28 protein-coding genes are annotated in these 25,596 nt (G+C 73.3%); 12 read left to right on the top strand and 16 right to left on the bottom strand.

Annotated features, from left to right (window positions below; genetic code table 11):
- Positions 1–421 (top strand): ParA family protein (locus ACSBPG_RS16645; protein WP_435538312.1); only part of this gene is annotated, 421 nt, incomplete at its 5' end.
- Complete coding sequence (locus ACSBPG_RS16640) at positions 411–1,256, top strand: ParB/RepB/Spo0J family partition protein (RefSeq protein ID WP_435538311.1); 846 nt, start codon at positions 411–413, stop codon at positions 1,254–1,256. The genes ACSBPG_RS16645 and ACSBPG_RS16640, both read left to right, overlap by 11 nt.
- 37 nt (positions 1,257–1,293) lie before the next feature.
- On the opposite strand, the gene ACSBPG_RS16635 is transcribed toward ACSBPG_RS16640, so the two are convergent.
- Complete coding sequence (locus tag ACSBPG_RS16635) at positions 1,294–1,749, bottom strand: Rrf2 family transcriptional regulator (RefSeq protein WP_435538310.1); 456 nt, start codon at positions 1,747–1,749, stop codon at positions 1,294–1,296.
- A 215-nt stretch (positions 1,750–1,964) separates the two neighbouring features.
- On the opposite strand from ACSBPG_RS16635, the gene ACSBPG_RS16630 reads away from it, so the two are divergent.
- The 4 genes from ACSBPG_RS16630 to ACSBPG_RS16615 all read left to right on the top strand — a co-directional run bounded on the left by ACSBPG_RS16630 (position 1,965) and on the right by ACSBPG_RS16615 (position 4,897).
- On the top strand, positions 1,965–2,195 hold the full coding sequence (locus ACSBPG_RS16630; RefSeq protein WP_435538309.1) for a hypothetical protein: 231 nt from the start codon (positions 1,965–1,967) through the stop codon (positions 2,193–2,195).
- Positions 2,196–2,332: 137 nt separating this feature from the next.
- Positions 2,333–3,313, top strand: coding sequence for a PDR/VanB family oxidoreductase (locus ACSBPG_RS16625; protein WP_435538308.1), 981 nt, complete (start codon positions 2,333–2,335; stop codon positions 3,311–3,313).
- A gap of 154 nt (positions 3,314–3,467) precedes the next feature.
- On the top strand, positions 3,468–3,893 hold the full coding sequence (locus ACSBPG_RS16620) for a PAS domain-containing protein (protein WP_435538307.1): 426 nt from the start codon (positions 3,468–3,470) through the stop codon (positions 3,891–3,893).
- Positions 3,894–3,976: 83 nt separating this feature from the next.
- Positions 3,977–4,897: a transglycosylase SLT domain-containing protein gene (locus tag ACSBPG_RS16615; RefSeq protein ID WP_435538306.1), complete on the top strand. Its 921-nt coding sequence runs from the start codon at positions 3,977–3,979 to the stop codon at positions 4,895–4,897.
- 3 nt (positions 4,898–4,900) lie between these two features.
- Here ACSBPG_RS16615 and ACSBPG_RS16610 read toward each other — a convergent pair whose 3' ends face one another.
- A complete protein-coding gene (locus ACSBPG_RS16610) occupies positions 4,901–5,170 on the bottom strand; it encodes a DUF1858 domain-containing protein (protein WP_435538305.1) in 270 nt (89 codons plus the stop codon).
- Positions 5,171–5,256: 86 nt separating this feature from the next.
- Entirely contained in the window at positions 5,257–5,601 is a 345-nt protein-coding gene (locus ACSBPG_RS16605) for a hypothetical protein (protein WP_435538304.1), read from the bottom strand.
- A gap of 284 nt (positions 5,602–5,885) precedes the next feature.
- Here ACSBPG_RS16605 and ACSBPG_RS16600 point away from each other — a divergent pair, with 284 nt between their 5' ends.
- Together ACSBPG_RS16600 and ACSBPG_RS16595 are read left to right on the top strand one after the other, a co-directional pair.
- Entirely contained in the window at positions 5,886–6,347 is a 462-nt protein-coding gene (locus ACSBPG_RS16600; RefSeq protein ID WP_435538303.1) for a MarR family winged helix-turn-helix transcriptional regulator, read from the top strand.
- Positions 6,344–7,159, top strand: coding sequence for an NAD-dependent epimerase/dehydratase family protein (locus ACSBPG_RS16595; protein WP_435538302.1), 816 nt, complete (start codon positions 6,344–6,346; stop codon positions 7,157–7,159). Before ACSBPG_RS16600 ends, ACSBPG_RS16595 begins: the two co-directional genes overlap by 4 nt.
- A gap of 19 nt (positions 7,160–7,178) precedes the next feature.
- Here ACSBPG_RS16595 and ACSBPG_RS16590 read toward each other — a convergent pair whose 3' ends face one another.
- Positions 7,179–7,601 carry a hypothetical protein gene (locus tag ACSBPG_RS16590; RefSeq protein ID WP_435538301.1) on the bottom strand — a complete coding sequence of 141 codons (423 nt, stop codon included), beginning with the start codon at positions 7,599–7,601 and terminating at the stop codon, positions 7,179–7,181.
- Positions 7,598–8,629 carry an NADP-dependent oxidoreductase gene (locus ACSBPG_RS16585; RefSeq protein WP_435538300.1) on the bottom strand — a complete coding sequence of 344 codons (1,032 nt, stop codon included), beginning with the start codon at positions 8,627–8,629 and terminating at the stop codon, positions 7,598–7,600. The genes ACSBPG_RS16590 and ACSBPG_RS16585 overlap by 4 nt, the downstream gene beginning before the upstream one ends.
- Before the next feature lie 90 nt (positions 8,630–8,719).
- Between ACSBPG_RS16585 and ACSBPG_RS16580 the strand changes: the two genes are divergently transcribed.
- Positions 8,720–9,652 (top strand): LysR substrate-binding domain-containing protein, encoded by a 933-nt coding sequence (locus ACSBPG_RS16580; RefSeq protein WP_435538299.1) that lies wholly within the window; start codon positions 8,720–8,722, stop codon positions 9,650–9,652.
- A 114-nt stretch (positions 9,653–9,766) separates the two neighbouring features.
- Here ACSBPG_RS16580 and ACSBPG_RS16575 read toward each other — a convergent pair whose 3' ends face one another.
- A complete protein-coding gene (locus tag ACSBPG_RS16575; RefSeq protein WP_435538298.1) occupies positions 9,767–10,492 on the bottom strand; it encodes a Crp/Fnr family transcriptional regulator in 726 nt (241 codons plus the stop codon).
- Between the two features lie 189 nt (positions 10,493–10,681).
- Between ACSBPG_RS16575 and nirK the strand changes: the two genes are divergently transcribed.
- Positions 10,682–11,761 (top strand): copper-containing nitrite reductase, encoded by a 1,080-nt coding sequence (gene nirK / locus ACSBPG_RS16570; RefSeq protein WP_435538297.1) that lies wholly within the window; start codon positions 10,682–10,684, stop codon positions 11,759–11,761.
- Positions 11,762–11,853: 92 nt separating this feature from the next.
- Here the strand turns inward: nirK and ACSBPG_RS16565 are convergent, their stop codons facing one another.
- The 6 genes from ACSBPG_RS16565 to ACSBPG_RS16540 all read right to left on the bottom strand — a co-directional run bounded on the left by ACSBPG_RS16565 (position 11,854) and on the right by ACSBPG_RS16540 (position 18,360).
- Entirely contained in the window at positions 11,854–13,215 is a 1,362-nt protein-coding gene (locus ACSBPG_RS16565) for a DUF6745 domain-containing protein (protein ID WP_435538296.1), read from the bottom strand.
- 30 nt (positions 13,216–13,245) lie between these two features.
- A complete protein-coding gene (locus ACSBPG_RS16560; RefSeq protein WP_435538295.1) occupies positions 13,246–13,566 on the bottom strand; it encodes a hypothetical protein in 321 nt (106 codons plus the stop codon).
- Positions 13,567–13,795: 229 nt separating this feature from the next.
- A complete protein-coding gene (locus tag ACSBPG_RS16555; protein WP_435538294.1) occupies positions 13,796–14,995 on the bottom strand; it encodes an efflux RND transporter periplasmic adaptor subunit in 1,200 nt (399 codons plus the stop codon).
- Between the two features lie 3 nt (positions 14,996–14,998).
- Positions 14,999–17,353, bottom strand: coding sequence for an ABC transporter permease (locus tag ACSBPG_RS16550; RefSeq protein ID WP_435538293.1), 2,355 nt, complete (start codon positions 17,351–17,353; stop codon positions 14,999–15,001).
- Between the two features lie 5 nt (positions 17,354–17,358).
- Positions 17,359–18,084, bottom strand: a complete 726-nt coding sequence (locus ACSBPG_RS16545; RefSeq protein WP_435538292.1) for an ABC transporter ATP-binding protein — start codon at positions 18,082–18,084, stop codon at positions 17,359–17,361.
- An 84-nt stretch (positions 18,085–18,168) separates the two neighbouring features.
- Complete coding sequence (locus tag ACSBPG_RS16540; RefSeq protein ID WP_435538291.1) at positions 18,169–18,360, bottom strand: (2Fe-2S)-binding protein; 192 nt, start codon at positions 18,358–18,360, stop codon at positions 18,169–18,171.
- A 369-nt stretch (positions 18,361–18,729) separates the two neighbouring features.
- Between ACSBPG_RS16540 and ACSBPG_RS16535 the strand changes: the two genes are divergently transcribed.
- Positions 18,730–19,476 carry an SAM-dependent methyltransferase gene (locus ACSBPG_RS16535; RefSeq protein ID WP_435538290.1) on the top strand — a complete coding sequence of 249 codons (747 nt, stop codon included), beginning with the start codon at positions 18,730–18,732 and terminating at the stop codon, positions 19,474–19,476.
- Positions 19,477–19,623: 147 nt separating this feature from the next.
- On the opposite strand, the gene ACSBPG_RS16530 is transcribed toward ACSBPG_RS16535, so the two are convergent.
- Both ACSBPG_RS16530 and ACSBPG_RS16525 read right to left on the bottom strand, forming a co-directional pair.
- Positions 19,624–20,241 (bottom strand): FmdE family protein, encoded by a 618-nt coding sequence (locus ACSBPG_RS16530; RefSeq protein WP_435538289.1) that lies wholly within the window; start codon positions 20,239–20,241, stop codon positions 19,624–19,626.
- A gap of 25 nt (positions 20,242–20,266) precedes the next feature.
- Complete coding sequence (locus tag ACSBPG_RS16525) at positions 20,267–21,472, bottom strand: NnrS family protein (protein ID WP_435538288.1); 1,206 nt, start codon at positions 21,470–21,472, stop codon at positions 20,267–20,269.
- Positions 21,473–21,680: 208 nt separating this feature from the next.
- Here ACSBPG_RS16525 and ACSBPG_RS16520 point away from each other — a divergent pair, with 208 nt between their 5' ends.
- The gene (locus tag ACSBPG_RS16520) at positions 21,681–23,969 is read left to right on the top strand and encodes a nitric-oxide reductase large subunit (RefSeq protein ID WP_435538287.1); all 2,289 of its coding nucleotides are present in this window, start codon (positions 21,681–21,683) and stop codon (positions 23,967–23,969) included.
- A 78-nt stretch (positions 23,970–24,047) separates the two neighbouring features.
- On the opposite strand, the gene ACSBPG_RS16515 is transcribed toward ACSBPG_RS16520, so the two are convergent.
- Positions 24,048–24,815 carry a 5-oxoprolinase subunit PxpA gene (locus tag ACSBPG_RS16515; RefSeq protein WP_435538286.1) on the bottom strand — a complete coding sequence of 256 codons (768 nt, stop codon included), beginning with the start codon at positions 24,813–24,815 and terminating at the stop codon, positions 24,048–24,050.
- 31 nt (positions 24,816–24,846) lie between these two features.
- Positions 24,847–25,539 carry a methyl-accepting chemotaxis protein gene (locus tag ACSBPG_RS16510; protein WP_435538285.1) on the bottom strand — a complete coding sequence of 231 codons (693 nt, stop codon included), beginning with the start codon at positions 25,537–25,539 and terminating at the stop codon, positions 24,847–24,849.
- Positions 25,540–25,596: the final 57 nt, after the last annotated feature.

The raw sequence follows: 25,596 nt of genomic DNA, 5'->3' as shown, positions 1-25,596 counted from the left end.
CAACCTCGGCCTGCTCACCATCAACGCGCTCGCCGCCTCGGACCTCGTGCTGATCCCGGTGCAGACCGAGGTCTTCGCCGGCCTCGGCGTGCCGCTGCTGCTGGAGACCATCGCCAAGATCCGCCGCCGCTCCAACCCGGCGCTGGAGATCTTCGGCATCCTGCCGACCATGTACTCCGCCCGCCTCACCCAGGACCAGGCGAGCCTCAAGGAGATCCAGGCGCATTACGACGGCAAGACGCGGGTGCTGCCGCCCGTCCCCCGCGCCACCCTGTTCGCCCAGGCCTCGGGCGCCGGCCGCCCGGCCATCGAGGCCGACCCCGGCGCCGCCGCCGTGCGCGCCTACGCCGAGCTGGCCGAGGAGCTGGCCGCCTGCCTCACCGCCACCGCCAACACCGGGACCGCCGCCCATGTCGCGTAAGCTCGCCCGCACCAGCACGCAGATCTTCGACAAGGCGACCCAGCGCGGCGGCGACGCCCTGTTCGGCCTGTCGGCCGATTTCCCGCGGCTGCTGGAGATCGACCTCGACCGCATCGCGCGCAACCCCGACCAGCCGCGCCGCCGCTTCGACGAGGAGGCGCTGGCGGAGCTGGCCCGCTCGATCGAGCGGCACGGGCTGAAGCAGCCGGTCCTGGTGCAGGAGGCGGGGGAGGGGGCATACCGGCTGGTCGCCGGGGAACGGCGGCTGCGCGCCTGCGCCCTGCTCGGCCGGCGCACCGTCTTCGCCATCGTCACCGACGGCGACCCGGACGAGCTGGCGCTGATCGAGAACATCCAGCGCGTCGACCTCGACGCGCTGGAGCTGGCCCGCGCCTTCGCCCGGCTGGTCGAGCGCCACGGCTACACCCACGAGGCGCTGGGCCAGGCGATCGGCCGCAGCCAGGCCGACGTGACCCGCACCCTGTCGATCCTGCGCCTGCCCGAGGCGGTGCTGGCGGAGTACGCCGACGGCGACCGCCGGGTGCCCAAGAGCGTGCTGACCGAGATCGCCGCCGTCGACGACCCGGAGCTGCAGCGCCGCCTGTGGGAGGCGGCCAAGGACGGCCTCACCGTCAAGGCGCTGCGCGCCGCCAAGCGCGCCAGCCCGGCGGCGCCCGAGCCGATGGTGCGCTTCGTCGCCGCCGCCCAGCGCATCGCCCGCGAGTTCGCCGACGTCGACGTGCGCGACCTGCGCCGCCACGGCCGCACCCTCAGCGAGGCGCAGTGGCAGGAGCTGCGCCGCCTGCACGCCCTGCTGGACCGGCTGCTGGCCTGAGCCGTGCCCGGCCGGCGGGATCACGGTCCGCGCCGTCTCATGGCCGGTCGAGGTCGGGCAGGGCCAGCAGGCGGGCCAGGGCGTTGCGCGGCTTCACCACGTCGGCCAGGGTGTAGCGGTCGAGCACCGCGAGGAAGCCCTGCAGCGCCTCGTGCAGGGCCGTCTTCAGGACGCAGGCCGGGATCAGCGGACAGGCGCCCTCGTCGCCGATCCCGGCCATGCACTCGACCACCGACAGGTCCTCCTCGGTCAGGCGGACGACGTCGCCGAGGCGGATGTGCTCGGCCGGGCGGCCGAGGCGCAGGCCGCCGTTGCGGCCGCGCACGGCGTGGACGTAGCCGGCCTGGCTGAGATGCTGCGCCACCTTCATCAGGTGGCTCTTGGAGATGCCGTAGCGCTCCGCCACGTCCTGGATGGTGATCAGCCCGTCCTGTCGCAGCGCCAGGCACATCAGCAGCCGCAGCGCGTAGTCGGTGTAGGTGGACAGGCGCATGACCCGGGTTCCTCGTCGCATCGGCCCGCGGCCGCGCGCCGATGCGCGGTCCGCAGCGCCCGTGATGGGGCGAAACGGCAACGGATTGCATCCGCCCCGTTGCCGCGTGCGACAGTTTGTCGCGCAACGGCAACGGATTGAAGGGTTTTTCGCGCGGCTTCCGGGCTCTAGAAAAAATATTCATTCTTGGTGAATGTTTCGAGAGGAGCCGCCCCATGACCGACACGACCCTGTCCGCCCACCTCGCCGTGCCGGCGCGTGACGCGCCGGCGGCGCCGGCCGCCGCGGACCGGTTCGCCGGGAACCCGTGGATGATGGCGCCGGCGCTGCTGCCGCTGCTGATCATGCCGCTGGGCATCCTGTTCCATCCGGAATGGCTGATCCCGCTGGCCGAGCTGGGCACGCTGGCGCTGTTCGCGACGATCCTGAGGCTGATGCGGCTCTGACCGGTCGCCGGCGCCTTTCCCGCCATCCGGAAAGGACGCCGGCCGCCGTTGACCGGGCCGGGCGGGGCCCGGCATCTGATGGGGTTCCGCGGATCGGGCCGCATGCCCAACGACGCATGCCCAACGGGGAGGGGACGATGCCGGAAGACCTCCAGACCGCGGCGCCGCCGGCCCTGGCCCTGCGCGTCCGCCGGGTGACGCGGCTGACGCCGCGGGTCGTCGCCGTGGACCTGGAAGACCCCGCCGGGGGAGCCCTGCCGCCGGCCGAGCCGGGGGCGCACGTCGACCTCCGTCTGCCGGACGGCACGGTCCGGCAGTACTCGCTGTGCGGCGACCCGGCGGACCGCGACGCCTACCGCATCGCCGTGCTGAAGGTGCCGGGCGGCGCCGGTTCGCGCTTCGTCCACGACGAGCTGCGCCCGGGCCGGACGGTCACCGTCGGCGCGCCGCGCAACGGATTCCGCTTCGACCCGGCGCCCCGTTACCTGTTCATCGCCGGCGGCATCGGCATCACGCCGCTGCTGCCGATGGTGCGCGCGGCCGCGCGGCGGGGAGCCGCGTGGACCCTGCACCACTGCGTCCGGTCGGCCGAGGACGCGCCGCTCGGCGACGCGCTCGCCGGCCTGCCGGCCGGCCGGGTGGTCCTTCACGCCGCGGCGCAGGGGCGCCGCCTGGCGGTGGACGCGTTGCTGACGCAACCGGACGCCGGGACGCTGGTCTACTGCTGCGGCCCGCAGCGGCTGATGGAGGCGGTGGCGGCGGCGGCGGCCGCCGCCGGCTGGCCGGCCGGCGCGGTGCGCTTCGAATGGTTCCGGCCCAAGCCGCCGGACGCCGCGGCGGCGGCGGGCGACGGCGCGTTCGAGGTGGTCTGCGCGCGCTCCGGTGTGACCGTGACGGTGCCGGCCGGGAGCAGCGTGCTCGACACCCTCGACGCCGCCGGGGTGCGGGCCGACTCCTCCTGCGAACAGGGGGTCTGCGGCACCTGCGAGACGGCGGTGCTGGAGGGCGAGCCCGACCACCGCGACAGCGTCCTGTCCGACGCCGAGCGGGCGGCGGGAAGGACGATGATGATCTGCGTGTCGCGCGCCCGGAGCCGACGTCTCGTGCTCGACATCTAGAGCGGGATCACTCCAGGTGGAACCAGCTGGAGTGTGAATCCCGCTCTGGATTCAAACGTTTGGAGCAAGATCGCTTGTGGCCGGATCGGCCACAAGCGATCTTGCTCCAGGGCCGGCCGGCACAACCTTAAGGCAGGATCGAGGGAGGATCGCGATGAACGAGGAAGAGTTGCAACGCTTCGGCCTGGCGCTGCTGAACAGCCCGGCGGAGGCCATCGTCTATTCGGACCGCGAGGGCATCATCCGCTTCTGGAACGCCGGCGCCGAGCGCATGTTCGGCTTCACCGCCGCGGAGGCGCTCGGCCAGTCGCTCGACATCATCATCCCCGAGCGCCAGCGGCAGCGGCACTGGGAGGGTTACGAGCAGGTGATGAAGACGGGGCAGAGCCGCTACGGCGCCGGCGACCTGCTGTCCGTGCCGGCTCTGCGCAAGGACGGCAGCCGCATCTCGGTGGAGTTCACCATCGTGCCGCTCAAGGATGCCGACGGCGCCATGCTCGGCATGGGCTCGGTGATGCGCGACGTCACCGCCCGCTTCAACGAGCTGAGGGAGCTGCGCCGCCAAGTGGCCGGACGCTGACGGAGGCCCCCTGCCGCCCGTGTTTACGCCGGGCCGCAATTTTGCGATGCTCCCCCGATCGATGGGGTTAGGGGGGCAGGGCCATGGGGGGAAATGCCGGGCGTCGCGCCAGGGGGCTGGTGGTCGCCGCCGCGCTGTCGCTGCTGGCCGCGGCCTGCGCCGGCGGCGGCTCGGGCGGCGGGTCCTACGACGGCAACTACGACCAGCACATCGCCGAGGCGGCCGGCCGCTTCAACATGCCGGAGCAGTGGATCCGCGAGGTCATCCGCCAGGAGAGCGGCGGACGGACCATGCTGAACGGCCGGCCCATCGTCAGCCACGCCGGCGCCATGGGGCTGATGCAGGTGATGCCGGGCACCTATCAGGAGATGCGGCGCAAGCACGGGCTGGGCTCCGACCCGTTCGAACCGCGCAACAACATCCTCGCCGGCACCGCCTACCTGCGCGAGATGTACGACCTGTTCGGCTCGCCCGGCTTCCTCGCCGCCTACAACTGCGGGCCCGGCTGCTACGGCGACTATCTCGCCGGCCGCCGCACGCTGCCCGGCGAGACGCGGCGCTACCTCGCCTCGGTCGGGCCGCGGCTGGGCGCGCCGGGCGCCGGGACGGTGCTGGTCGCCGAGGCCGCACCCCCCGCACCGGCGCCCGCTCCGGTGATGGCGCCGGCGCCGCCGGCACCCTACGCCGCCCCGGTGGCGGCGCCGGTCCCGGTGGTGGCGCCGACGGTCACCGTCGCCGCGACGCCGCTCGCCGCCGGGGTGTGGACCGTGCAGCTCGGCGCCTTCCGCTCGCCCGACGACAGCGCCCGCATCATCGACCGGGCCAAGCGCACCCTGCCGTCGCTGCTCGACCGCACGACGCGGGTGGTGCAGCCCGTCGACACCGCCGACGGGCCGCTGTTCCGCGCCCGGCTGGCCGGGCTGAGCGAGCAGAGCGCCGCCCAGACCTGCCTCAACCTGACCGCCCTGGGCATGGCCTGCTTCGTCGTCCCGCCCGCGGCGTGAGCCTCATCCCGCCGCCGCGCCGTGCGGCAGGGGCGGGGCGAACGGCCCGTCGGGCGGTCGGCCGGCGCGGGCCGCCTCCAGCTCCGCCATCAGCACGGCCGGGTCGAGGCCGTAGGAGTCCGCCGCCTCGCCCACCGTCATGAACGGGGCCATGGCGCAGCCCGGGCAGGCCATGCGGCGGTGCAGGAACACCGCCGCCAGGGGCGGGCAGGCGTCGAGCAGTTCGGCCACCGTCTGGTCGGGCCGGAGTCGGGAGGGGGTGTCGGCGGTCATCGCACGCTCCGCGGATCGGGGACGACCGCCACGATAGGGGCGCCGCCGTCCGCCGTCTTTGCGCTCCCGCAAACACCCCGCCGGTCCTACTGGACGTCACCCTCCTTGCCGCCGCCCTGGGTGACGGGCTCGCCGGTCATCGTGCCGGTGCGCTTCTCGGCCAGCGAGCCGTCCGGCAGGTTGCCCTCGGGATCGGCGGTGGCGCTGTCGCGCATCTCCTCGCCGTTGCCCTGGGTGACGGGGTCGCCGGTCATGGTTCCCGTCCGCTTCCCGGCCAGGGATTCGTCCGGCAGCTTGCCGGTGACCGACGCGCCGCTTTCCCCCGGCGTCGTCTGCGACGGCTGGTCCGACCGGGCGGCGGCGACGCCGGCCGCCGCGACGAGTGATACGGCGAGCGCCGACGCGAGCGCCAGATGGCGATGGCTCTTCATGTCCGTGTCCTCCAGATTGGTCCCGTCGAGTCCCCGGGCGGGTCATCGCCCGGCGGCCTCGGTTGGCGTGACAACCGGCGGCGTCGGCCGCCGTTCCGCCAATCGTACCTTCGTCTAAGCGTGCGGCCGTCCAAGCGTACGGCCGTCCAAGCGTGCGGCCGTCCAAGCATGCGGCCGGCGATCATCGGCGCCCCCGGTCTCCCGTCCCGGCGGCTGGATGCCCTTGACATCGTTTGGTACCTTACGTATTAGCTAGGTAGCTAACGAGCTGGTGGGGGCTGCCGTTGGATGAGGAGCGAAACGGGTCGGCTCACGACCTCATCGGCGCATGGGCGAAGCGATGCTACTTCGCCGGCCGCGCGGTCATGGATACCGCCCTCCGCCCCTATGGTCTCGGTTCCGTGCAGTGGTACGTGCTCCACCAGCTCGCGACGGTCGGGCCGACCATGCAGCGCGATCTCGTTCGGCTGCTCGACGTCGAACGCGCGACGATGACCGGCATCGTCGCGACGCTCGTCCGGAAGGGACTCGTGGAACAAGAGCCCGACCGGGTGGACCAACGGCAGAAGCGTCTCCGCATCAGCGCCGCCGGCGCGACGCTGTGGCGCGAGTTGCCCGATCTTTCCTTCATCCGCTCGGTCGCGTTCGACGGCATCGACGAGGCTGACCTCGCGACCGCGGTCGACGTTCTCCGGACCGCGACGGAGCGGCTGGAAACCCTTCTCAAGAAAGGACCACAGCCATGACCGTCCTGGTGACCGGGGCGACCGGACTCGTCGGCGCCCGTCTTCTTCCGCGCCTTCTGGAGGCTGGAATGACTTGTCGCGCGCTCGTGCGACCCGGCAGGGACGCTCCGCCGGGCGCGGCGAGGACGGAGGGCGACCTGCTCGATCCCGCATCGCTGCCGGCAGCCGTGCAGGGGGTTTGCGCGGTCATCCACCTCGCCGCGGTTTTCCGCACCTCCCAGAGCGAGCTCATCTGGAAGAGCAATCTCGCAGGCACGCGCAATCTCATCGCGGCGGTGAAGGCGCATGCGCCAAGCGCCCGTGTCATCATGGCGAGCACCGCGCTCGTCTACGACATGGACACGCCACGTCCCGGCCGGGAGGACGACGCGTGCAAACCGACGCTCGACTATCCCGCGAGCAAACTGGCGGCCGAAAACGAGTTGCGAAGCAGCGGGCTGACTTGGGCGATCCAACGGTTCGGCTTCGTCTACGGCGACAAGGACGGCCATCTCGAGGCGCTTCCCGGCCTCGTGGCGCGCGTCAACTTCCATCCTGCCCAGCGGATGAGCATGGTTCATCACCGCGACGTCGCCACCGCCGTGACGCTGGCCCTGACCGGCGCGATGGACGGCCGGGTCGTCAACATCGCCGATGAGGCGCCCACGTCGATCTATGAGCTTGCCGAGTTGGTCGGCCAACCGATCGAACCCTCGGCCGCGCCGCTGGCGAACCCCTGGTACATCCATATGGACGGCTCGCTCGCCCGACGCCTCGGCTTCCAGCCGAGGGTGAGAACCGTTCATCAGGCTGCGCAGGAGAACCTGATGTGACGCGAGCGGCGCCTCATGCTCAGCTCGTAAGGTCGACAATCGGATCGTGGATGGCGGTCAGCCAATCGGCCATCGACGACAGATCCCCGGTCACCCGGATCTGGCCCAGCCGTGTGGCCCGGTCGAGCGCGGCGGCGTACGCCGGATCTGCGGTGCGGAGCCGATTCAGCTCGCGGGCGGCGGCGGCGCTTACCTCGATGGTGACGTCTCCCCGCTCGTCCCCGTCCACGCCGACCTCGAACGACGGCCTGCCATTGGCGATGTCAAAGCGGATGCCCTGCAGCCGTCCGTTCGGCAGGAACGCGCCGTCGCTGTAGCGTTCCACGAGCGACCAGTTCAGGTCCGGCGCGAGACCGGCCCGGGATACGGCGGCGCACATCAGCGTGCCCACCATCGCGAACCACGCCGCCGTGCCCTGAGGGATTTTCGCCGCGGCACTCACGACCGTTCTCCCGGCGCGACCGTGAGCACGATCTTGCCGCGGATATGGCCGGCAGCGGCGCGCTCGTGGGCCTTGCCGGCCTCTGCCAGGGCAAAGCGGCTGTCGATGGCGACGCGAATCGTGCCGCTGTCCAGCAGGGGCGCAACCTCCGCAAGCTGCTTGCCGTTCGAGCGGACCTGGGTCGTCGAGACGGTCACGCCGAGCCTCTCCGCCTCGTCGCCGCCGTCGAAGCCGAGCGGGAAGATGGGGAACAGGGCGCCGCCCCGTTTCAGCGTCCGTAGGAAGCGCCCGGTCTTCGGGCCGCCGACCGCGTCGACGACGAGGTCGAGACCGCGAACGGCATCCTCGGCGGCGGTCTTGCCATAGTCGATGACGTCGTCGGCGCCGAGGTCGCGCAGAAACGCCTCGTTGCTCCCGGACGCGACCGCGATCACGCGCGCGCCGCGCCACTTCGCCAGCTGCACCAGAAGATGGCCGACCCCGCCCGCTGCACCGTTGACGAGAACGGTCTTCCCCGTGAGCGGCACCGGCTCGTGGCGATGCGGCTGCAGCGGGTTCGGCTCGTCGTGCCCCTGGTCGATGAGGAACTGCCACGCGGTCAGCAGAGACATCGGCGCCGCGGCCGCGTGCACGTGGTCGATGCCGGCCGGCTTCAGGGCGAGTTCCGTCGCGGGCACGGCGACGTATTCGGCATAGGCGCTGCTTTCGCCGGCCAGACCGGCGGGGAAGCGGACCATGGCATAGACGTCGTCGCCGGCGGCGAAGCCGTGAACGCCGTCCGCGACCGCATCGACGACGCCGGAGATGTCGGTCCCCGGGATGATCGGAAACGAGACATTGGGCTGCCATTCCGGCGGGAGCATCCTGTAGCCCTCGCGCAGATACCAGTCGGGCGGGTTGAGGCCGACGGCGTGAACGCGGACGAGCACCTCGCCCGCCTGGAGCTCCGGCCGCGGGGCGTCCTCGTAGACCAGCACGTCGGGGCCTCCGAAGGCGTGCAGGCGAACCGTTTTCATCACATTGCTCATCAGAACCTCCATCGCGGGCATCAGCTGGGCAGCGATATACGCGAGCGAATTCCGTTTGATAATTGCGCCCCGGTTCCGCTTAATAATGCCATGAAGGAACAAATGGCATTGGAACGGCTGACCGGGCTGATCGCCTTCGCGCGCGCCGGATCCCTGGGCAGCTTCACCGCCGCCGCTCACGCACTCGCCATTTCGCCGTCGGCCGTCAGCAAGAGCGTGCAGCGCCTCGAACAGCAGCTGGGCGTTTCGCTGTTCACCCGGACCACCCGCTCCCTCACCCTGACGCCGGAGGGCCGCGAGTTGCACGAGCGGGCCGTCCGGCTGTTGCGCGACGCGGAGGAGATCGAACAGGCCGCGAAGGCCGCTCGCGCCGAGCCGGCGGGCGCCTTGCGCATCGCGGCGTCGCTGCCGATCGGGCTCCATGTGATCGCGCCCATCCTGCCCGCGTTCCGCGCGCGCCACCCCAAAGTGACCATCGACCTGCGGCTCGACGACCGGCTGGTCGACCTCGTCGAGCAAGGCATCGATGTCGCCGTCCGCATCGGCGACCTTGCGGACTCGCGCCTGCTGTCGCGCCGGCTCGCCCCGCTGCGGCTCTGCGCCTTCGCATCGCCCGCCTATCTGGCGGCGCGCGGTGCGCCCAGCCATCCGGACGAGCTGGTGGCGCACGAAACCGTCAATCTGCGCTATCAGAGCAGCGGGCAGACCTTCCGCTGGCCGTTCCGGATCGGCGAGCGCGAGATCGAGATCGCCCCCGCATCGAGCATCGTCGTCGACGCCAGCGAAGCGGTCGTGGCGACGTTGGTCGCCGGCGGCGGCATCGGCATCAGCGCCTCCTTCATTGCCGCCCCCTACGTCGCGCGGGGCGAGCTGGTCCCGGTGCTCGGCGACTTTGCCGTGGACCGTGAGACCGTCACTGCGCTGTGGCCCTCCAGCCGGCGCACCAACCCGGCCGTGCGGGCCTTCGTGGACCATCTGCGCGGGGCCGCGGACCGTATGATCACGGGCATGCCGCTGGGCTGAGCCGCCCCCGTCGCCGGAAAGAGAGGTGCGCGCCCGCGCAGCCGGTGGTCCCGGGCCGCCCGGTCAGCTCCGGATCGGGCTGCCGGACGCCGCCGCCCGCGACCGGCGCGACGGCTACCCCTTGGGCGCGCCATCCCCGGCCGGCGGCAGGTCCTCGGCGATGGCGACCAGGCGGTGGGGGGCGCGGATGGTCACGTGCTGGCGGCCGCTCTCGACGATGCCCTGGCTCTCCCAGGCCGACAGGGTGCGGCTGACCGTGTGCAGGGTGGTGCCGGTCATCTCCGCCACGTCCTGGCGCGACAGGGGGAAGTCGATCTCGACGCCGGCGTCGACCCGGCGGCCGCCCTGGCGGACGAGGCGCAGCAGGGCGCGGGCGATGCGCCGCTCGACCCGTTCGGTGGACAGCTCGCGCAGGCGGTGCTGCATCTCCTGCAGGCGGCGGCCGATGATGCCCAGCGCGTTGAGGGCGACGCGGGGATGGCGCTCCATCAGCGCCGTCATCGTCGCCGCGGTCCAGTGGATCTCCACGCAGTCGGCGACCGCCACCGCGTCGGCGGGGTAGACGCCGCCGGTGAACATCGCCAGCGTCCCGTACATCTCGCCGGGCCCGAGGAAGCGCAGCACCACCTGCTGCCCGTCGGCGCCGGTCTGCACGATCTTCACCCGTCCGTCGATCAGGGCGTGCCCGGCCGCCGCCGCGTCGCCCTGGGCGAAGATCTGCGTGCCCTTGGGGATGCGGCGGGTGTGGGCCTGGCGCACCACGTCGTCCAGGCCGGCAGCGTCGAGCCCGGCGAACAGGGTCATGCCGTGCAGGACGGCGGGATCGGGGGTCAGCGACATCGTTCCCGGTGCTCCTCGGCGGCGGTCCGCTGCCGCCCGCGGCGGGACCGCGTGCGGCAGCGCGTCGCACTCTATCGCATCCCGGCCGCAGTTTGCTCCCCGACAAACAGCCGGTTCGGGATCGGGTCCATCTTCCGGTCAACAGCGCGGCCGACCGCGGCCGCACCTTCAAACCGGAAGGATTTCGCCATGACCACCCGTCGCTCCCTCCTCACCTCGACCGCCGCCGCCTTCGCCCTGACGGCCGCCCTGGCGGCGCCGGCGTGGGCGGGCGACGCCGCTCCGGCCGCCGCGCCAGCCGACGCCCCGGCCGCCGTCGACATCGTCCGCCCCGCCACCGCGGTGCCCGCCGCCCTCGGCGAGCGCGCGCCGCAGACCGTCCGGGTCGCGCTGGAGACCAAGGAGGCCGTGGGCACGCTGGCCGACGGCACGACCTACCGCTACTGGACCTTCACCGAGCCCGGCGGGGCGCCGAAGGTGCCGGGCCCGCTGGTGCGGGTGCGCGCCGGCGACACCGTGCAGATCACGCTGACCAACGACGACGACAGCACGATGATGCACAACATCGACCTGCACGCCGTCACCGGCCTGCACGGCGGCGGCCACGCCACCATGGCGGCCCCCGGCGAGACCAAGGGTTTCACCTTCAAGGCGCTGAAGCCCGGCCTCTACGTCTACCACTGCGCCGTGCCGATGGCCGCGCAGCACATCGCCAACGGCATGTACGGCATGATCCTGGTGGAGCCCGAGGGCGGCCTGCCCAAGGTCGACCACGAGTTCTACGTGATGCAGGGCGAGATCTACACCGAGGAGGCCTTCGGCACCACCGGCGAGCTGACCGAGAGCTACGACAAGCTGATGGACGAGCGGCCGGAATACTACGTCTTCAACGGCGCCGCCCAGGGGCTGACCGGCGACCACGCCCTGCACGCCAAGGCGGGCGAGACCGTGCGCATCTATTTCGGCGTCGGCGGGCCCAACAAGACGTCGAGCTTCCACGTCATCGGCGAGATCTTCGACCGCGTCTACGATCTCGGTTCGCTCTCGGCCGCGCCGCTGAGCGACGTGCAGACCATCACCGTGCCGCCCGGCGGGGCCGCCGCGGTGGAGTTCAAGGTCGAGGTCCCCGGCGAATACCTGCTGGTCGACCACGCCCTGTCCCGCGTCGCCCGCGGCCTCGTCGGCACGCTGGTCGTCGACGGGCCGGAGCGCCCCGACCTCTTCAAGGACGGCCTGCCGCAGCAGGTGGCGCAGCGCCCGGCGCGCTGACCGGCCGGCACTCCTCTTCTCTCCCGTCTCCTCGGGCCCGCCGCCGGCGGGCCCTTTCCTTTCGCGAGGACGCCGTCCGCCGGCGCACGGCGTCAGGTCTCCAGGCGCGGGCGGTAGGTCAGCGGGTCCAGCCCGAAGGTCCACGCCACGCCCTGGCGGGCCGAGGTGATGTACGGCGGCACCCGCAGCCAGTAGACGCGCCGGCTGCCGTCGGGTTCCGGCGTCGCGTTCAGCACCCGCACCATGGTCAGCGCCTCGCCGTCGAACTCGGGGGCGCGCCACAGCTCGCCGGTGTCGTCGCCGGCGACGCGGCGGCCGCCCAGCGCATCCATCACGCGCTGCGGGCCGAACCGCTCGAGGAGGACGCGGCGCACGCCCGGGTCGGCCTCCGCGACGACCTGGCGCAGGCTCAGCCGGCCGGGGTGCAGCGCCAGCCGGAGATCGGTCGGCAACTGGCCGGCGCAGGCGAACAGCTCGCTGCCGTCCCGCCACCGCACGGCGGCGCCGGAGGCGTTGTGGAGCCGTCCGTTCTCGTCGACGTGGACCTCGGCCGGCGGCAGCAGCGCCACGGCCACCCGCCGGAACGGCCACAGCGCGTCGACGTGGAGGAGCAGCGCCGTCACCGCCTCGGCCGCCGTGTCGGAGGCCGCCCCGGAGGACGGCCGCGGCGGCCAGACGAGCAGCGCGTCGGGCGGGTACACCCCTCCCGGCGCCAGCAGCTCCAGCACGCCCGACCACGCCGGCCCGCGGGCGCGGACGGTGAGGGCCGGGGTCCGCGGCATCGCCGCACGGACGCGGCCCAGGCCGGCCCGGCGGAACAGCCGCAGCACGGCGCGGGCGGCCGGCCCGCCGGCCCGGCGCGGCGGCCGCGGCACGCCGTCGCGGGCCCGGGCGATCATGACGGCGACGGCCGGACCGGCGAGGGCGCCGAGCAGCAGGACCGCCGCCGACCACCGCAGGCGGTCGGGCAGGACGGCGTGCGCCGCCGCCGCCGCGGCGACGCCGGCGGCGAGGCCGGCGTGCACGGCGACGGTGTCGGCGCGCCGGACCGTCTCGGCGTTGAGCAGGGCGACGAACAGCACGGCCGCCACGATCGCCAAGCCGATGTTCCACACGGGCATCCACGGGACCGGAATCCACGGGGCGCCGGCCCACGGGGCGCCGGCGGCATCCGCCACGTCCTGCTGGATGCGGACCGCCGTGTCGGCGGCGGCGCCCGCCAGGGCGAAGGCCAGCGCCAGGACGGGCAGGCGCCCGAACCAGCCGAGGCCGGACAGCACGTCGCGCGCCTCCCGCGGGCCGGCGACCCAGAGGATGGTGTCGGGGTCCCGCAGCCCGGCCGCCCGGTAGACCTCCCGTACGGCACGTTCGGCGGCGCCCCGGTCGGTCGGCGCCCGCCACGACAGGCGGGCCCCGAGACGGGCGGGCAGACCGCCCTCGTCAGCGCCGTTCATGGCGGGACATGGCCATCGCGGGACACGGGCTCAGTCCGCCACGACGCCGGCCGGCGCGTGCGGCCGGTACTCGCGCTGCCGGCGCACCTCGTACAGTCCCGGCTCGACCGGCACCGTCCCGTGCTCCTCGTGGCGCAGCGCCACCGGCGCGCCGCCGTGGACCTGGATGAAGCCGCGGCCGCTTCCGTCTTCGAGGAAGTACCGCACGCGCTCGCCCGCCATGGCGTGGCTGTGCCCGGTGACCTCGCCGTAGGCGAGGATCACGTCGTCGGCCGCCGGTGCGGGCCGTGCGCTCTTCGGCAACACGGGGCACGGGATGAGAAGAACGTCGCCCTGCCTGTACTGCTGCATCCTTCGCTCCTGTCCGGAAAAATCCGAGGGGGTGGTGCGCCGGCGATGGTCCAGTGTCTTCAGCAGAGAAGGTATGCGAGCGGCGGGCGGGGCGAAACGTTCCAGAGGAAGGTGCACCTTGGGTCAGGGAGGCCGGCGCCCCCGCCGCCCCGCCCCCCAAGGTCCGCATAGGCGGTTGGGCGGAGCCCGCCGGTGCCGGCCCGCCCTTCGGGCGGGCGCGCCGGGACGCTCAACGCTCGGTGACGGCGACGCCGTCGGCGATGCGGTCGCCGGGGTAGAGCACCACCCGCTCGCCCTCGGCGAGGCCGTCGCGGATGCCGACCGTCAGGTCGTTGCGCTCGCCCACCGTCACCGGGCGCAGGCGGGCGCGGCCGTCGGCGACGGCGAACACCGCCCACCCCCCGTCGTGGCGGAACAACGCGCCCAGCGGCACGGTCAGGGTGCGCGCCTCGTAGAGGACCACCCGCACGTCGACCCGGTAGCCGTGGCCGAGCCGCTGCCAGCGCTCCGGCGGCTCGACCAGGTCGAGGACCACGTCGACGCGCTGCTCCTCGATGCCGAGCGCCGAGACCTCGGTCCGCCCGAAGGGTTCGATGCGCCGCACCGCCGCCTCCAGGTCCGGCCCGCCCCAGCCGGTGACGATGGCCCGCTGGCCGGGCCGGATGCGCACGGCGTCGGCCGACAGCAGGTCGACGACCACCTCCAGGTCGTGCGGGTCGCCGATCTCCAGCAGGGGCGCGCCGGCCTCGACCACCCCGGCGCTGCGGCGGAGCACGCGCAGGACGACGCCGCTGACCGGGGCGTCCACGGCGAGGCACTCGCACTCGCCGCTGCGCCGGGCGATCTCCTGGCGCGGCAGCAGGCGCGAGCGGGCCTGGCGCAGCTCGAATTCGCGGACGCTCAGCGCCGCCTTGGCGGTCGCCAGGGCGGCCTCGGCGACGCGGTGGGCACGCTCGGCGTCGTCGAGCGCGCGCTGCGAGATGGTCTGCCGGCCGATCAGGCGGTGCGCCCGCTCCAGCTCGCCGGTGGCGAAGGTCAGGTCGGCCTCGGCGCGCTCCAGGTCGGCGGCGGCGAGGTCGCGGGCGGCCCGCGCCGCCTCCACCGCGGCCTCCTGCTCCGCCTCGCTGCGCACGTCGAGGAAGGCGGGCTGCGCCGGCTCGATCCGCGCCAGCGTCGTGCGGCCGGCCTCGACGGCGTCGCCGGCCTCGACGGCGATGCGGCGCAGGTGTCCGGTCAGCGGCGCGTAGAGGGTGTAGACGTCGCGCACCCGGGCCTCGCCCTCGTCGTCGATGGTGACCCGCAGCAGGGCGGTCTGCGCCACGGCGAGGTCGACCGGCACCGGCCGCGGCCGCAGGGCGTAGACGATCGCCGCCGCCAGCACCGCCATCAGCGTTCCCCACAGCACCAGACGGCGCACGCCAACGCTCACGCTCTACTCCCGTGTCTTGAGGACGGCGATCAGGTCGAGGCGGTCGAGCCGGCGGCGCACCAGCGCGCCGCAGACCACGGCTGTGCCGAGGGCGATCAGCGCCGCCGTGCCGTAGGTCGCGTCGGTGACCACCAGCGGCACGCGGAACAGCTCGGTCGCGAAGGCGCTGGCGAGATACCAGGCGAGCCCGTAGCCGGCAAGGCAGCCGAGCGGGATCGCCAGCCAGGTGACGATGCCGATCTCGCCCAGCAGGATGTAGGCGATCTCGCGGCGGCTGAAGCCGAGGACGCGCAGGGTGGCCAGCTCGCGCGCCCGCTCCGACAGGGCGATGCGGATCGCGTTGTAGGTCACCCCGACCGACAGGGTCGTCGCGAAGGCGATGAAGAAGCCGACGAAGACGTACATCGTCGCCCCCATCGTCTCGTGGAACGTGTCGATGGCGGTCTGCCGGAACAGGATGCCGGCGACCGCGGGAAGGTCCTTCAGGGCGGCCAGCAGATCGGCGCGCGCCGCCGGATCGACGGCGAGGTGGACGCCGCCGACCACCCGGCCGTCGCCCATCAGGCGGTTGAGCGCGGCCATCTCCATGTAGGCGGGCTTGCCGAGGTGGGTGTCGAAGACGCGCACCACCGGCAGGCGGACGCGCGGCCGGCGGCCCTCGAGCACCTCGACCAGCACGAGGTCGCCGACGCGGACCGCCAGCAGGTCGGCCAGGGTGCGCGACAGCACCAGGCCGCCGGGCGGCAGGACGAGGGGCCCGCGCTCGTTGTCGTGCACCGGGCTCAGGGTGGCGTCGGCCGGCACGCCGGTGATGCCCTCGCGCTGGCTGCGGTGGCCGTGGCCGAGGCGCGCCGCGACGGCGCGGAACGGCTCGGCCGCCAGGACGCCGGGCAGGTGCGCGACGTCGCGCACGGCGCCGACCGGCTGCAGGTCGGCGAAGGTGACGGTGGCGTCCTGGTGCTGCGCCCGCACGAAGACGCCGTCGACCAGGGCCTCGACCGCGTCGATCCACTGCAGGGCCAGCACCACCACCGCCACCGACATGGCCAGCCCGGCGCTCGACAGGAAGGTGCGCAGCGGCCAGCGCAGGACACGGCGCAGGATCATCCGCGACGGCTCGTCCAGCGCCGCCGTGCGCGACAGCCAGCCGCGGCGGTAGACCGCCGGCGTCGGCGGCTGCATCGCCTCGGCCGGCGGCAGGGCGACCGCCCGGGCGACGGCGGCGACGCTGCCGGCCAGCGCGGCGCCCAGGCTGACCAGGGCGGCGAGCGCGAAGGCGCCCGGCCCGGGCCGGTAGAGCAGGAAGGGGAAGCGGTAGAATTCGGCGTAGAGCGCGGTGTTCCAGCGCCCCAGCGCCGCCCCCAGCAGCGCCCCCAGGAGGACGCCGAGACCGGCGATCGCCAGCACCAGCTTGGCGTAGTGCCAGCCGATCGCCCAGTCGCCGTAGCCGAACGCCTTGAGCAGGCCGATCTCGCGGCGCTCGGTGGCGATCAGGCGGGCCAGCACCATGTTGGTCAGGAAGGCGGCGACGGAGAGGAAGATGCCGGGCAGCAGCGCCGCCATGTTGCGCTGCTGGGCGATCTCGTTCTGCAGGAACCAGTTGGAGGTCTGGTCGGCGCGCGCGTAGGCGCCGGTGCCGCCGTAGCGCGCCAGCAGGCCGTCCAGGCGCTGGATCACGTCGCGCGGGTCGGTGCCGCGCAGCAGGCCGAGCGCCACGTCGTTGAAGGAGCCCTCCAGGTCGTAGGCGGCGGCCAGCGCCGCCCGCCCCATCCACAGCACGCCGAAGCTGCGGTCGTCGGGCATCAGCCCGCCGGGCGGGATGGCGTAGACGAACTCGGCGCTGAGCGCGGTGCCGACCACCTGCAGCGTGCGCTTGCGCCCGCGCAGGACGGCGCCGAAGCGGTCGCCGGGGACCAGGCGGTGCGCCTCGGCGAAGGGCTCGCTGACCACCACCTCGTCCGGCCGCCCCGCCTCGGGCAGCCGGCCGGAGCGCAGGGCCAGGGCATTGAGGAGCTGCGGGCCGCGCTCGGGCAGGGAGAGGAGCTGCCCGCTCACCGGCTCGCGGTGGCCCGGCAGGTCGAGCACCGCCGCCTCGACGATGCGGGTCTCCACGGTCCGCACCCCGGGCAGGGCGGCGATGGCGTGGCGCAGCGGCTCGGGCGCCCGCTTGACCCGGGCGAACACGTCGGCGAAGCGCTGGCGCTCGTAGAAGGCGACGGTGGTCTCCTCCAGCGCCTCCACCGTGGTGAGCGCCATCACCAGCAGCGCCACGCCCGACGCCACGACGAGGGCGATCGCCAGCACCTGGGAGCGCAGGCGGCGCAGGTCGCGCAGGAGCTTGCGGTCGAGGCTGGTCATCGCCGTCACCACACCAGCTCGTGGGGCGAGCGCCGCCCGGCGTTGACCCGGGTCGCCAGGATGCGCCCGTCGGCGAAGGACAGCACGCGGTCGGCGACGTCGGCGATCACCGCGTTGTGGGTGATCAGCGCCGTCGTGGTGCCGAGCTCGGCGTTGACGCGCAGGATGGCGTCGAGCACCAGGATGCCGGTCTCGCGGTCGAGCGCGCCGGTCGGCTCGTCGCAGAACAGGAGGTCGGGGCGCTTGGCGATGGCGCGGGCGATGGCGACCCGCTGCTGCTCGCCGCCGGAGAGCTGGGCCGGGAAATGGTCGAGGCGGTGGGCGAGCCCGACGAGGCCCAGCGCCTCCTCCGGCGCCATCGGGTCGACGGCGATCTCGGTCACCAGCGCCACGTTCTCGCGCGCCGTCAGGCTGGGGATCAGGTTGTAGAACTGGAAGACGAAGCCGACGTGGCGGCGGCGGTAGAGGTTGAGGGCCCGCTCGCCGCCGGCCGACAGCGGCCGGCCGCGGAACCGGACCTCGCCGGCGGTCGGCAGGTCGAGGCCGCCGAGGATGTTGAGCAGGGTCGACTTGCCGCTGCCGGACGGCCCCAGGAGGACGACCAGCTCCCCCTCGTAGAGGTCGACGTCGACGCCGCGCAGCGCCGGCACCTCGACCGTTCCCATGCGGTAGACCTTGGTCAGGCCGCGCGCCGACAGGGCGATGGCGGGTGGTGCGGGCGATCCGGTCACCGGCGGCTGTCCTCTTCCGGGCGGGGCCGAGGCCTTCCGGCCGGAGAATCGCCGATCCGCACGCGTCCGGGACGTCTGCGGCGGCTATTCCGCGGCCAGCGGCAGGGCTGGAGCGTACTCCTCATCGAGGATGGCGGCGATGGTTCCGGCGCATTTGCCGCAGCGCGGGGCCACGCCGCAGGCGGCGTAGACCCCGGCCACGTCGGCCGGCTGGTGATCGCGGATGGCCTGGCGGATGCGGCGCTCGGGCAGGGCGTTGCAGATGCAGACGTACATGGCGGGGGTCCGGCGTGGCGGGCGGGGGCGGCGCTCCCGCCCCCCTTGCCCAGGAACGCTACCGACTCGCACTCGCAGCGTCTTTGACCTCGCGCAAACTTTCGGGCGCGGTGGCGGAAGGTCCCGCGGACGCGGCCGAGGCCGTGGTCCGTCTCGAAACACCGAAAAGAGCCGTGTCGAGGTGCGGCAAGCGCTTCCGCCGGAAAAGACGCGGCAACCGCAGCGACAACCTGGCAAGGCGCGACCGGGCGGATTATCCTGCAGTCGCGCGCAGTCATCGCCCCGCAATTCCCTTTCGCCGGGCCGCCGTGCCCGTGCCGTCGCAAGACCGCGCTCCCTGTTCACACCCTTCCAAGGGAGTCTTCCGCAATGGACATCCCACGGATATTCAACATCACGGAAAGCGCCCACCGCATCCACAACCCGATCACACCGGAAAAGCTCGCCACCCTCGGCGCGGCGCTGCGCCTCGACCCGGGGGCCCGGGTGCTCGATCTCGGCAGCGGCTCGGGGGAGATGCTGTGCACCTGGGCACGCGATCACGGCATCGTCGGCACCGGCATCGACATGAGCCGGTTGTTCACCGAACAGGCGAGGCGCCGCGCCCTGGAACTCGGCGTCGCCGATCGGGTCAGGTTCATCCACGGCGATGCCGCCGGCCACGTCTCGGACGAGAAGGTCACCGTGGCAGCCTGTGTCGGAGCCACCTGGATCGCCGGTGGAGTCGCCGGCACGATCGAGCTTCTGGCACGGAGCCTGCGCACCGGAGGGATCATCCTCGTCGGCGAGCCCTACTGGCGGCGGTTGCCGCCGACGGACGAGGTTGCCAAGGGGTGTCTTGCCAACGCCATCTCCGATTTTCTCACGCTTCCGGACCGTCTCGCGTCCTTTGGCCAGCTCGGCTACGACGTCGTCGAAATGGTTCTGGCCGACCAGGACGGCTGGGACCGGTACGAGGCCGCCAAATGGCTCACCATGCGCCGATGGCTCGAAGCCAATCCCGGCGACGAGCTCGTGAGCGACGTCCGCGCCAAACTGACCTCGGAACCCGAGCGCTACGCCGCATACACGCGCGAATACCTGGGCTGGGGCGTGTTCGCGCTGATGCCGCGGTGATGCGTCGGCACGCCCGGCGGATCGTCAACGGCCGTGCCGCGCAACGCCTGATGGCCCGTCGTGCCGCCTTTGCGAGATGGCATCGAGCCGGGCGGCGGGCGGCGGGCGGAACGGCACCGGGGGAGGGGCCGGTCATGGCGGGCCCTCTCACCGCGGGGTCCAGGGCGTCAGGATGACGAGGCGGGGATCGTCGGCGTGATCCACCAGCATGCGGCGGACACGGTCCTGCCAGAGGCGGCGGAAACGCTCCTCCTCGGCGGCGGTCGCGTGGCCGGAGGCGGCGCGGCGCAGCAGCTCGGGCAGCTCCGGGTCGGCCGGGACGACGGTGGTGTCGAGCGCCGCCTGCACGCCGCGGCCGGTGTCGGTGCGCACGAACCCGAGGACGTCGGCGAGGTCGGCGCCGAAGGACAGCAGGCGGCGGCGGTCGAAGCGGCCGCCGATCCCCTTGAAGCCGCCGTCGCCGGCGGCCCCGGTCAGCAGGGCGGCGACCGCGGCCAGGACGCCGGCGACGCCGTCCCCGGCGCGGTCGCGCACGGACACGGCGACGGCGCCCCGCTCGGGCACCGTGCCCGGGTAGAGGTGGGCCAGCGCCCTGACGGTCATCAGGTAGGCGCCGGCCACCGTCGGACAGGAATGGCCGGCGAGGCGGACGGCGTCGGCGTAGCCGTAGTCCAGCCGGCCGTCGGCCGAGGCGCCGAGGAAGGCGCCGAGGGGATCCCGCACCGTCAGGCGGGGGGCGGCGGCGAAGAAGGCGGGGAAGGTCATGGCGTGGCACTCCCGGAAGGGGGGATCAGCCCGGCCGGCCGTCGGCGCGCGGGCGCAGCAGGATCGGGGCGTAGTCGACGAGGAAGAGGACGAAGGCGGCGGTCCACAGCAGGCCGGCGGCGGCCAGGCCGTCGGTGTAGGCGACGCCGGGCAGCACCGGGGCGACGACCCGGGCGACGGCGGCCAGGGTCAGCAGGACGAAGCCGACCGCCGTCGCGCGCGGCGCCGTCAGGGGCCGGCCGGTGTGGCCGAGGGTCGCCCGGCTCATCACCGCCAGGATCATCGTCGCGAAGCTGCCGGCGGTGAGGGCGTGCAGCCACGCCGTGCCGACGGCCACGTCGCCCAGCAGCCAGGCCGCCTTCAACCCCAGCGCCACCGGCACCCAGGCGTAGCCGACGTGGAGGATCCACAGCAGCGGGTCGTGCAGGGTGCGGTCGCCGCGCCAGCGGGCGAGCCGCACCGCGTGGGCCAGCGCCGCCGCCAGGGCGAGGGCGCCGGCCGCGGCGGAGGCGGGGAGGACGACGTCGACGGCCACCACGGCGGCGGTCAGGGCGAGGGCCGCCGTGTCGAGGGCCGAGGGGACGGCGACCGCGGTGGCGTCGCCGCGGGCGCGCAGGGCGTTGCGGGTGAAGGCGGGGACGATGCGGCCGCCGATGACGGCGATCATCATCAGCACGACGCCGATCGCCAGGGCCCTGCCCTGCGCCTCGCTGCCCGCCGGCACGCCGAGCCATTCCAGGCGGATCAGCAGGTTGCCCGCCGTCATCAGGGCGAGGAGGGCGAGGAAGGCGGTGTTGCGCGCCTTGCCGGCGCGCACCAGCGGCACCGCCAGGGCCAGCCCGACGGCGGGCAGGAAGGCGAGGTCGACGGCGGTGGCGGCCCAGCCCGCCGCGAACGCCGGCAGGCTGGCCACCCGCCCGGCCAGCCACAGGGCGACCAGGGCGGCGAGCGGGGCGCCCGACAGGGCGGTGCTGGCGGTCCAGCTCGGCACCGCGGTCAGCAGGAACCCGGCGATGGCGGCGCCGGCGAAGCCGAACAGCATCTCGTGGGCGTGCCAGGACACGGGCGCCACCGCGCCGTCCATCGGCACCAGCCCGCCCAGCACCGCCAGCCACAGGCCGACGAGCGCCGGCGCCGACAGCCCGGCCAGCAGGAAGAAGGGGCGGAAGCCGTAGTGGAAGAGCGTCGGCAGCGCCGGGCGGGCGGGCCGGTCGACGGCGTGGATGGTCATGGACGGGGTCTCCGGAAAGGGGGGCGCGGGGCGAGGCGCCCGTCGGCAGTCCCCGACCATAGAGACAGGGCGTGACCCGCTTTTTGCGCTGGCGCAAACCCGCGGCGGTCGGGTCGGCGATCGTCGGCGTGTTTGACCCAGCGCAAAAAGTGGAATCCGGGAGTGTGCTTTTCTCCGGGCAACCGAAGTCCTAGGGGAGACCCCACCCGTGATCAGCACCAGGAAGCTGTGGCTGGTCCTCGGCCTCGTGATGATGGCGTCGTTCGCCGTCCTCGGGCTGATGGGCCGGCAGATGCACCGGGAAGCGCCGCCGCTCCCGGCCGAAGTCGTCACCAGCGACGGCACCGTCCTCTACACCCTCGACGACATCCAGCAGGGCCGGCTGGCCTGGCAGTCCATGGGCGGCATGCAGGTCGGCTCGATCTGGGGCCACGGCGGCTACGTGGCGCCGGACTGGTCGGCCGACTGGCTGCACCGCGAGGCGGTGGCGCTGCTCGACCTGTGGGCCGAGCGGCGGTACGCCAAGCCCTACGCGGGCCTCGGCAGCGAGGAGCAGGCGGGCCTGCGCGAGCGCCTGACCCGGGAGATGCGCACCAACACGCACGACCCCGCGCGCAACACCATCACCGTGTCGGCCGACCGCGCCGCCGCCATCCGCACCGTGGCCGCCCATTACCAGGGGCTGCTGGGCGGTGACCCGGCGCTGGAGTCCCTGCGCGAGCAGTACGCCATCGCCAACGACGCGGTGCCCGACGCCGGCCGGCGCGCCGACATCGCCGCCTTCTTCTTCTGGACGGCGTGGGCCGCCGGCACCGACCGGCCGGGCGACACCGTCACCTACACCTCCAACTGGCCGCACGAGCCGCTGATCGGCAACGTCCCCTCCACGCCCAACGTCCTGTGGTCGGTGCTGAGCGTGGTGCTGCTGGTCGCCGGCATCGGCGCGCTGATCTGGCACCACGCCGCCACCAAGCACGAGGACCACGTGGTCCCGCCGACGGCCGATCCGCTGAAGGCGCTGAAGCCGACCCCGTCGATGAAGGCGACGGCCAAGTATTTCTGGACGGTGATCGGCCTGTTCCTGCTGCAGATCACGCTCGGCGCCGTCACCGCCCACTACGCGGTGGAGGGGCACGACTTCTACGGCATCCCGCTGTCCGACATCCTGCCCTACGCGGTGACCCGCACCTGGCACACCCAGCTCGCGGTGTTCTGGATCGCCACGGCGTGGCTGGCCACCGGCCTCTACATCGCGCCGGCCCTGTCGGGCCACGAGCCGAGGTACCAGACGCTCGGCGTGAACGTCCTGTGGGGAGCGCTGGTCTTCGTCGTGCTGGGCTCGCTGGCCGGCGAGTGGCTGGGCGTCCAGCAGGTCTTCGACCTCGACACCAACTGGTGGTTCGGCCACCAGGGCTGGGAGTACGTCGACCTCGGCCGCTTCTGGCAGAGCCTGCTGTTCGTCGGGCTGATGCTGTGGCTGGTGCTGGTGGGCCGCGCCCTGTGGCCGGCGCTGACCCGCGCCGACGAGAGCAAGCCGGTCATGCTGGTGATGTTCCTGTCGACCATCGCCATCGGCCTGTTCTATGCGGCCGGCTTCATGTGGGGCAAGCACACGCACATCTCGATGGTCGAGTACTGGCGCTGGTGGGTGGTCCACCTGTGGGTCGAGGGCTTCTTCGAGGTCTTCGCCACCGCCGTGATCTCGCTGCTGTTCGTCCGCCTCGGCCTGGTGCGCGCCCACACCGCCAACGTCGCCGTGCTGGCCTCGACCGTGGTCTTCCTGTTCGGCGGCGTGCTGGGCACCGCCCACCACTGGTACTTCTCCGGCACGCCGGTGTCGGTGATCGCCATCGGCGCGGTGTTCTCGGCGCTGGAGGTGGTGCCGCTGGCCCTGGTGGGCGGCGAGGCCTTCGAGACCTACCGCCACACCAAGGCCGCCCCCTGGGTCTCCACCTACAAGTGGCCGATCCTGTTCTTCGTCGCGGTGTCGTTCTGGAACCTGCTGGGGGCCGGCGTCTTCGGCTTCCTCATCAACCCGCCGATCTCGCTCTACTACGTCCAGGGCCTGAACCTGACGGCCAACCACGGGCACACCGCCCTGTTCGGGGTCTACGGCATGCTCGGCATCGGCCTGATGCTGTTCTGCCTGCGCGGCCTGATGCCGGCGCACGCCTGGAACGACGGCCTGCTGAAGAAGGCCTTCTGGCTGCTCAACGGCGGCCTGGCGATGATGAGCTTCCTGTCGCTGTTCCCGGCCGGCGTCTACCAGGCCTGGGCCAGCGTCAGCCAGGGCCTGTGGTTCGCCCGCTCGCCGGAGATCGTCCACTCGCCGCTCATGGAGACGCTGGTGTGGCTGCGCGTGCCCGGCGACGTCGTCTTCAGCGGCGGTGCCGTCCTGCTGGCGCTCTTCGCCTGGCGCCTGGTGCGGGCGACGCTCGGCCGCGGCAAGGCCGCCGCGGCGGCGCCGCTGCCCACCCCGGCGCTGCCGGCGGAGTAGCAAACCGCAAGGTCCCGGAAGGGGGGCGCGGCCGGTCCGTCCGGCCGCGCCCTCGGCGTTTTCAGGCCGGCACGGCGGTCAGCGGACGAAGGGTGCCACGGCGATGCCGGCGGCGGCCAGGGCGTCGCGAATCATCCGTGCCATGGCGACGGCGCCCGGCGTGTCGCCGTGCACGCACACGGTGTCGGCGGCGAGCGCCACGGCGCGGCCGCCGCGGCTTTCCACCGTTCCCTCGGTCACCATCCGCACCACCCGCGCCGCCGCGACCGCCGGATCGTGGATGACGGCGCCCGGCCGGCCGCGCGGGGTGAGCGTCCCGTCCTCCTCATAGCCGCGGTCGGCGAACACCTCCAGCGCCACCTCCAGCCCGCGGTCGCGGGCGACCCGCTCCATGGCGCTGAAGGGCGGCACCACCAGCACCAGGCCGGCGTCGACGGCGGCCACCGCACGGGCCAGCGCCCCGGCCACCGCGGTGTCGACGGCGGCCATGTTGTAGAGCGCGCCGTGCGCCTTCACGTGGCCGACCCGGTGGCCGGCCAGTGCGGCGCAGCCCTGCAGGGCCCCGACCTGGTAGGCGATCATGCGCTCCAGCTCGGTCGGCGAGTCGCCGCCGACCGCCCGCCGGCCGAATCCCCAGAGGTCGTTGAAGCCGGGGTGGGCGCCGATCCGCACCCCGCGGTCGCGGGCCAGGGCGGCGGTGCGCGTCATGATCACCGGATCGCCGGCGTGGAAGCCGCAGGCGACGTTGGCCGTGGTGACGATGTCGAGCATGGCGTCGTCGTCACCCATGGACCAGGGGCCGAAGCCCTCGCCAAGGTCGCAGTTCAGGTCGATGGTGCGCGTCATCGGGCGGTGGTCCTTCGCGGCGGGCCGGCGGTCAGGCCTGGCGCAGGGAGACGAGGAAATGGCCGACCTGTCCCTCGGTGCGCGACAGGCTGCCCTTGAGATCGGCGATGGTCGCCAGCGAGTGGTCGGCCACGGCGCGGTTGGTGGTGGCCGCCTCGGCGGTGCGGGCGACGTTGCTCTGAAGGACCTGGACGCCCCGCGCCGCCTCGTTGACGGCACGGTTGATCTCGGCGGTCGAGGTGCTCTGCTCCTCCACCGCGGCGGCGATGGAGGCGCTGATCCGGCTGACGTCGGCGACGACCCGCGCGAAGGCCGCGATCTCGCCGGCGGCGTCGCCAGTGGACTGCTGGATCGTTCCGATCTGCGCCTCGATCTCCTCGGTGGCGCGTGCGGTCTGGGTGGCGAGCACCTTGACCTCGTTGGCGACGACGGCGAAGCCCTTGCCGGCTTCGCCGGCCCGCGCCGCCTCGATTGTGGCGTTGAGCGCCAGCAGATTGGTCTGGCTGGCGATGCGGGTGATCAGCGTGACCACGTCGCCGATGCGGCCGGCGGCGGCCACCAGATGGGCGACCATGGTCTCCGCCGAGGCCGCGCGCTGCGCCGCCTCGTCGGCGACGGTGCGGGAGTGCTGGGCCTGGGTGGCGATCTCGTGGATCGAGGCGGCGAGCTCGTCCACCGCGGCGGCGACGGTCTGCACGTTGCCGCTTGTATGACTTCCACTCATCGGGCGACCTCCTGATAGGATGGTTGGCCTGAAGGCCGGGAGAGGGTCGCCGCGTTC

Source organism: Azospirillum sp. ST 5-10 (assembly GCF_051225715.1).
In the GTDB taxonomy this organism is placed as follows: domain Bacteria; phylum Pseudomonadota; class Alphaproteobacteria; order Azospirillales; family Azospirillaceae; genus Azospirillum.
Note: the sequence above shows the minus strand (reverse complement) of the source record. Positions and strands in the feature narration are given on the sequence as shown.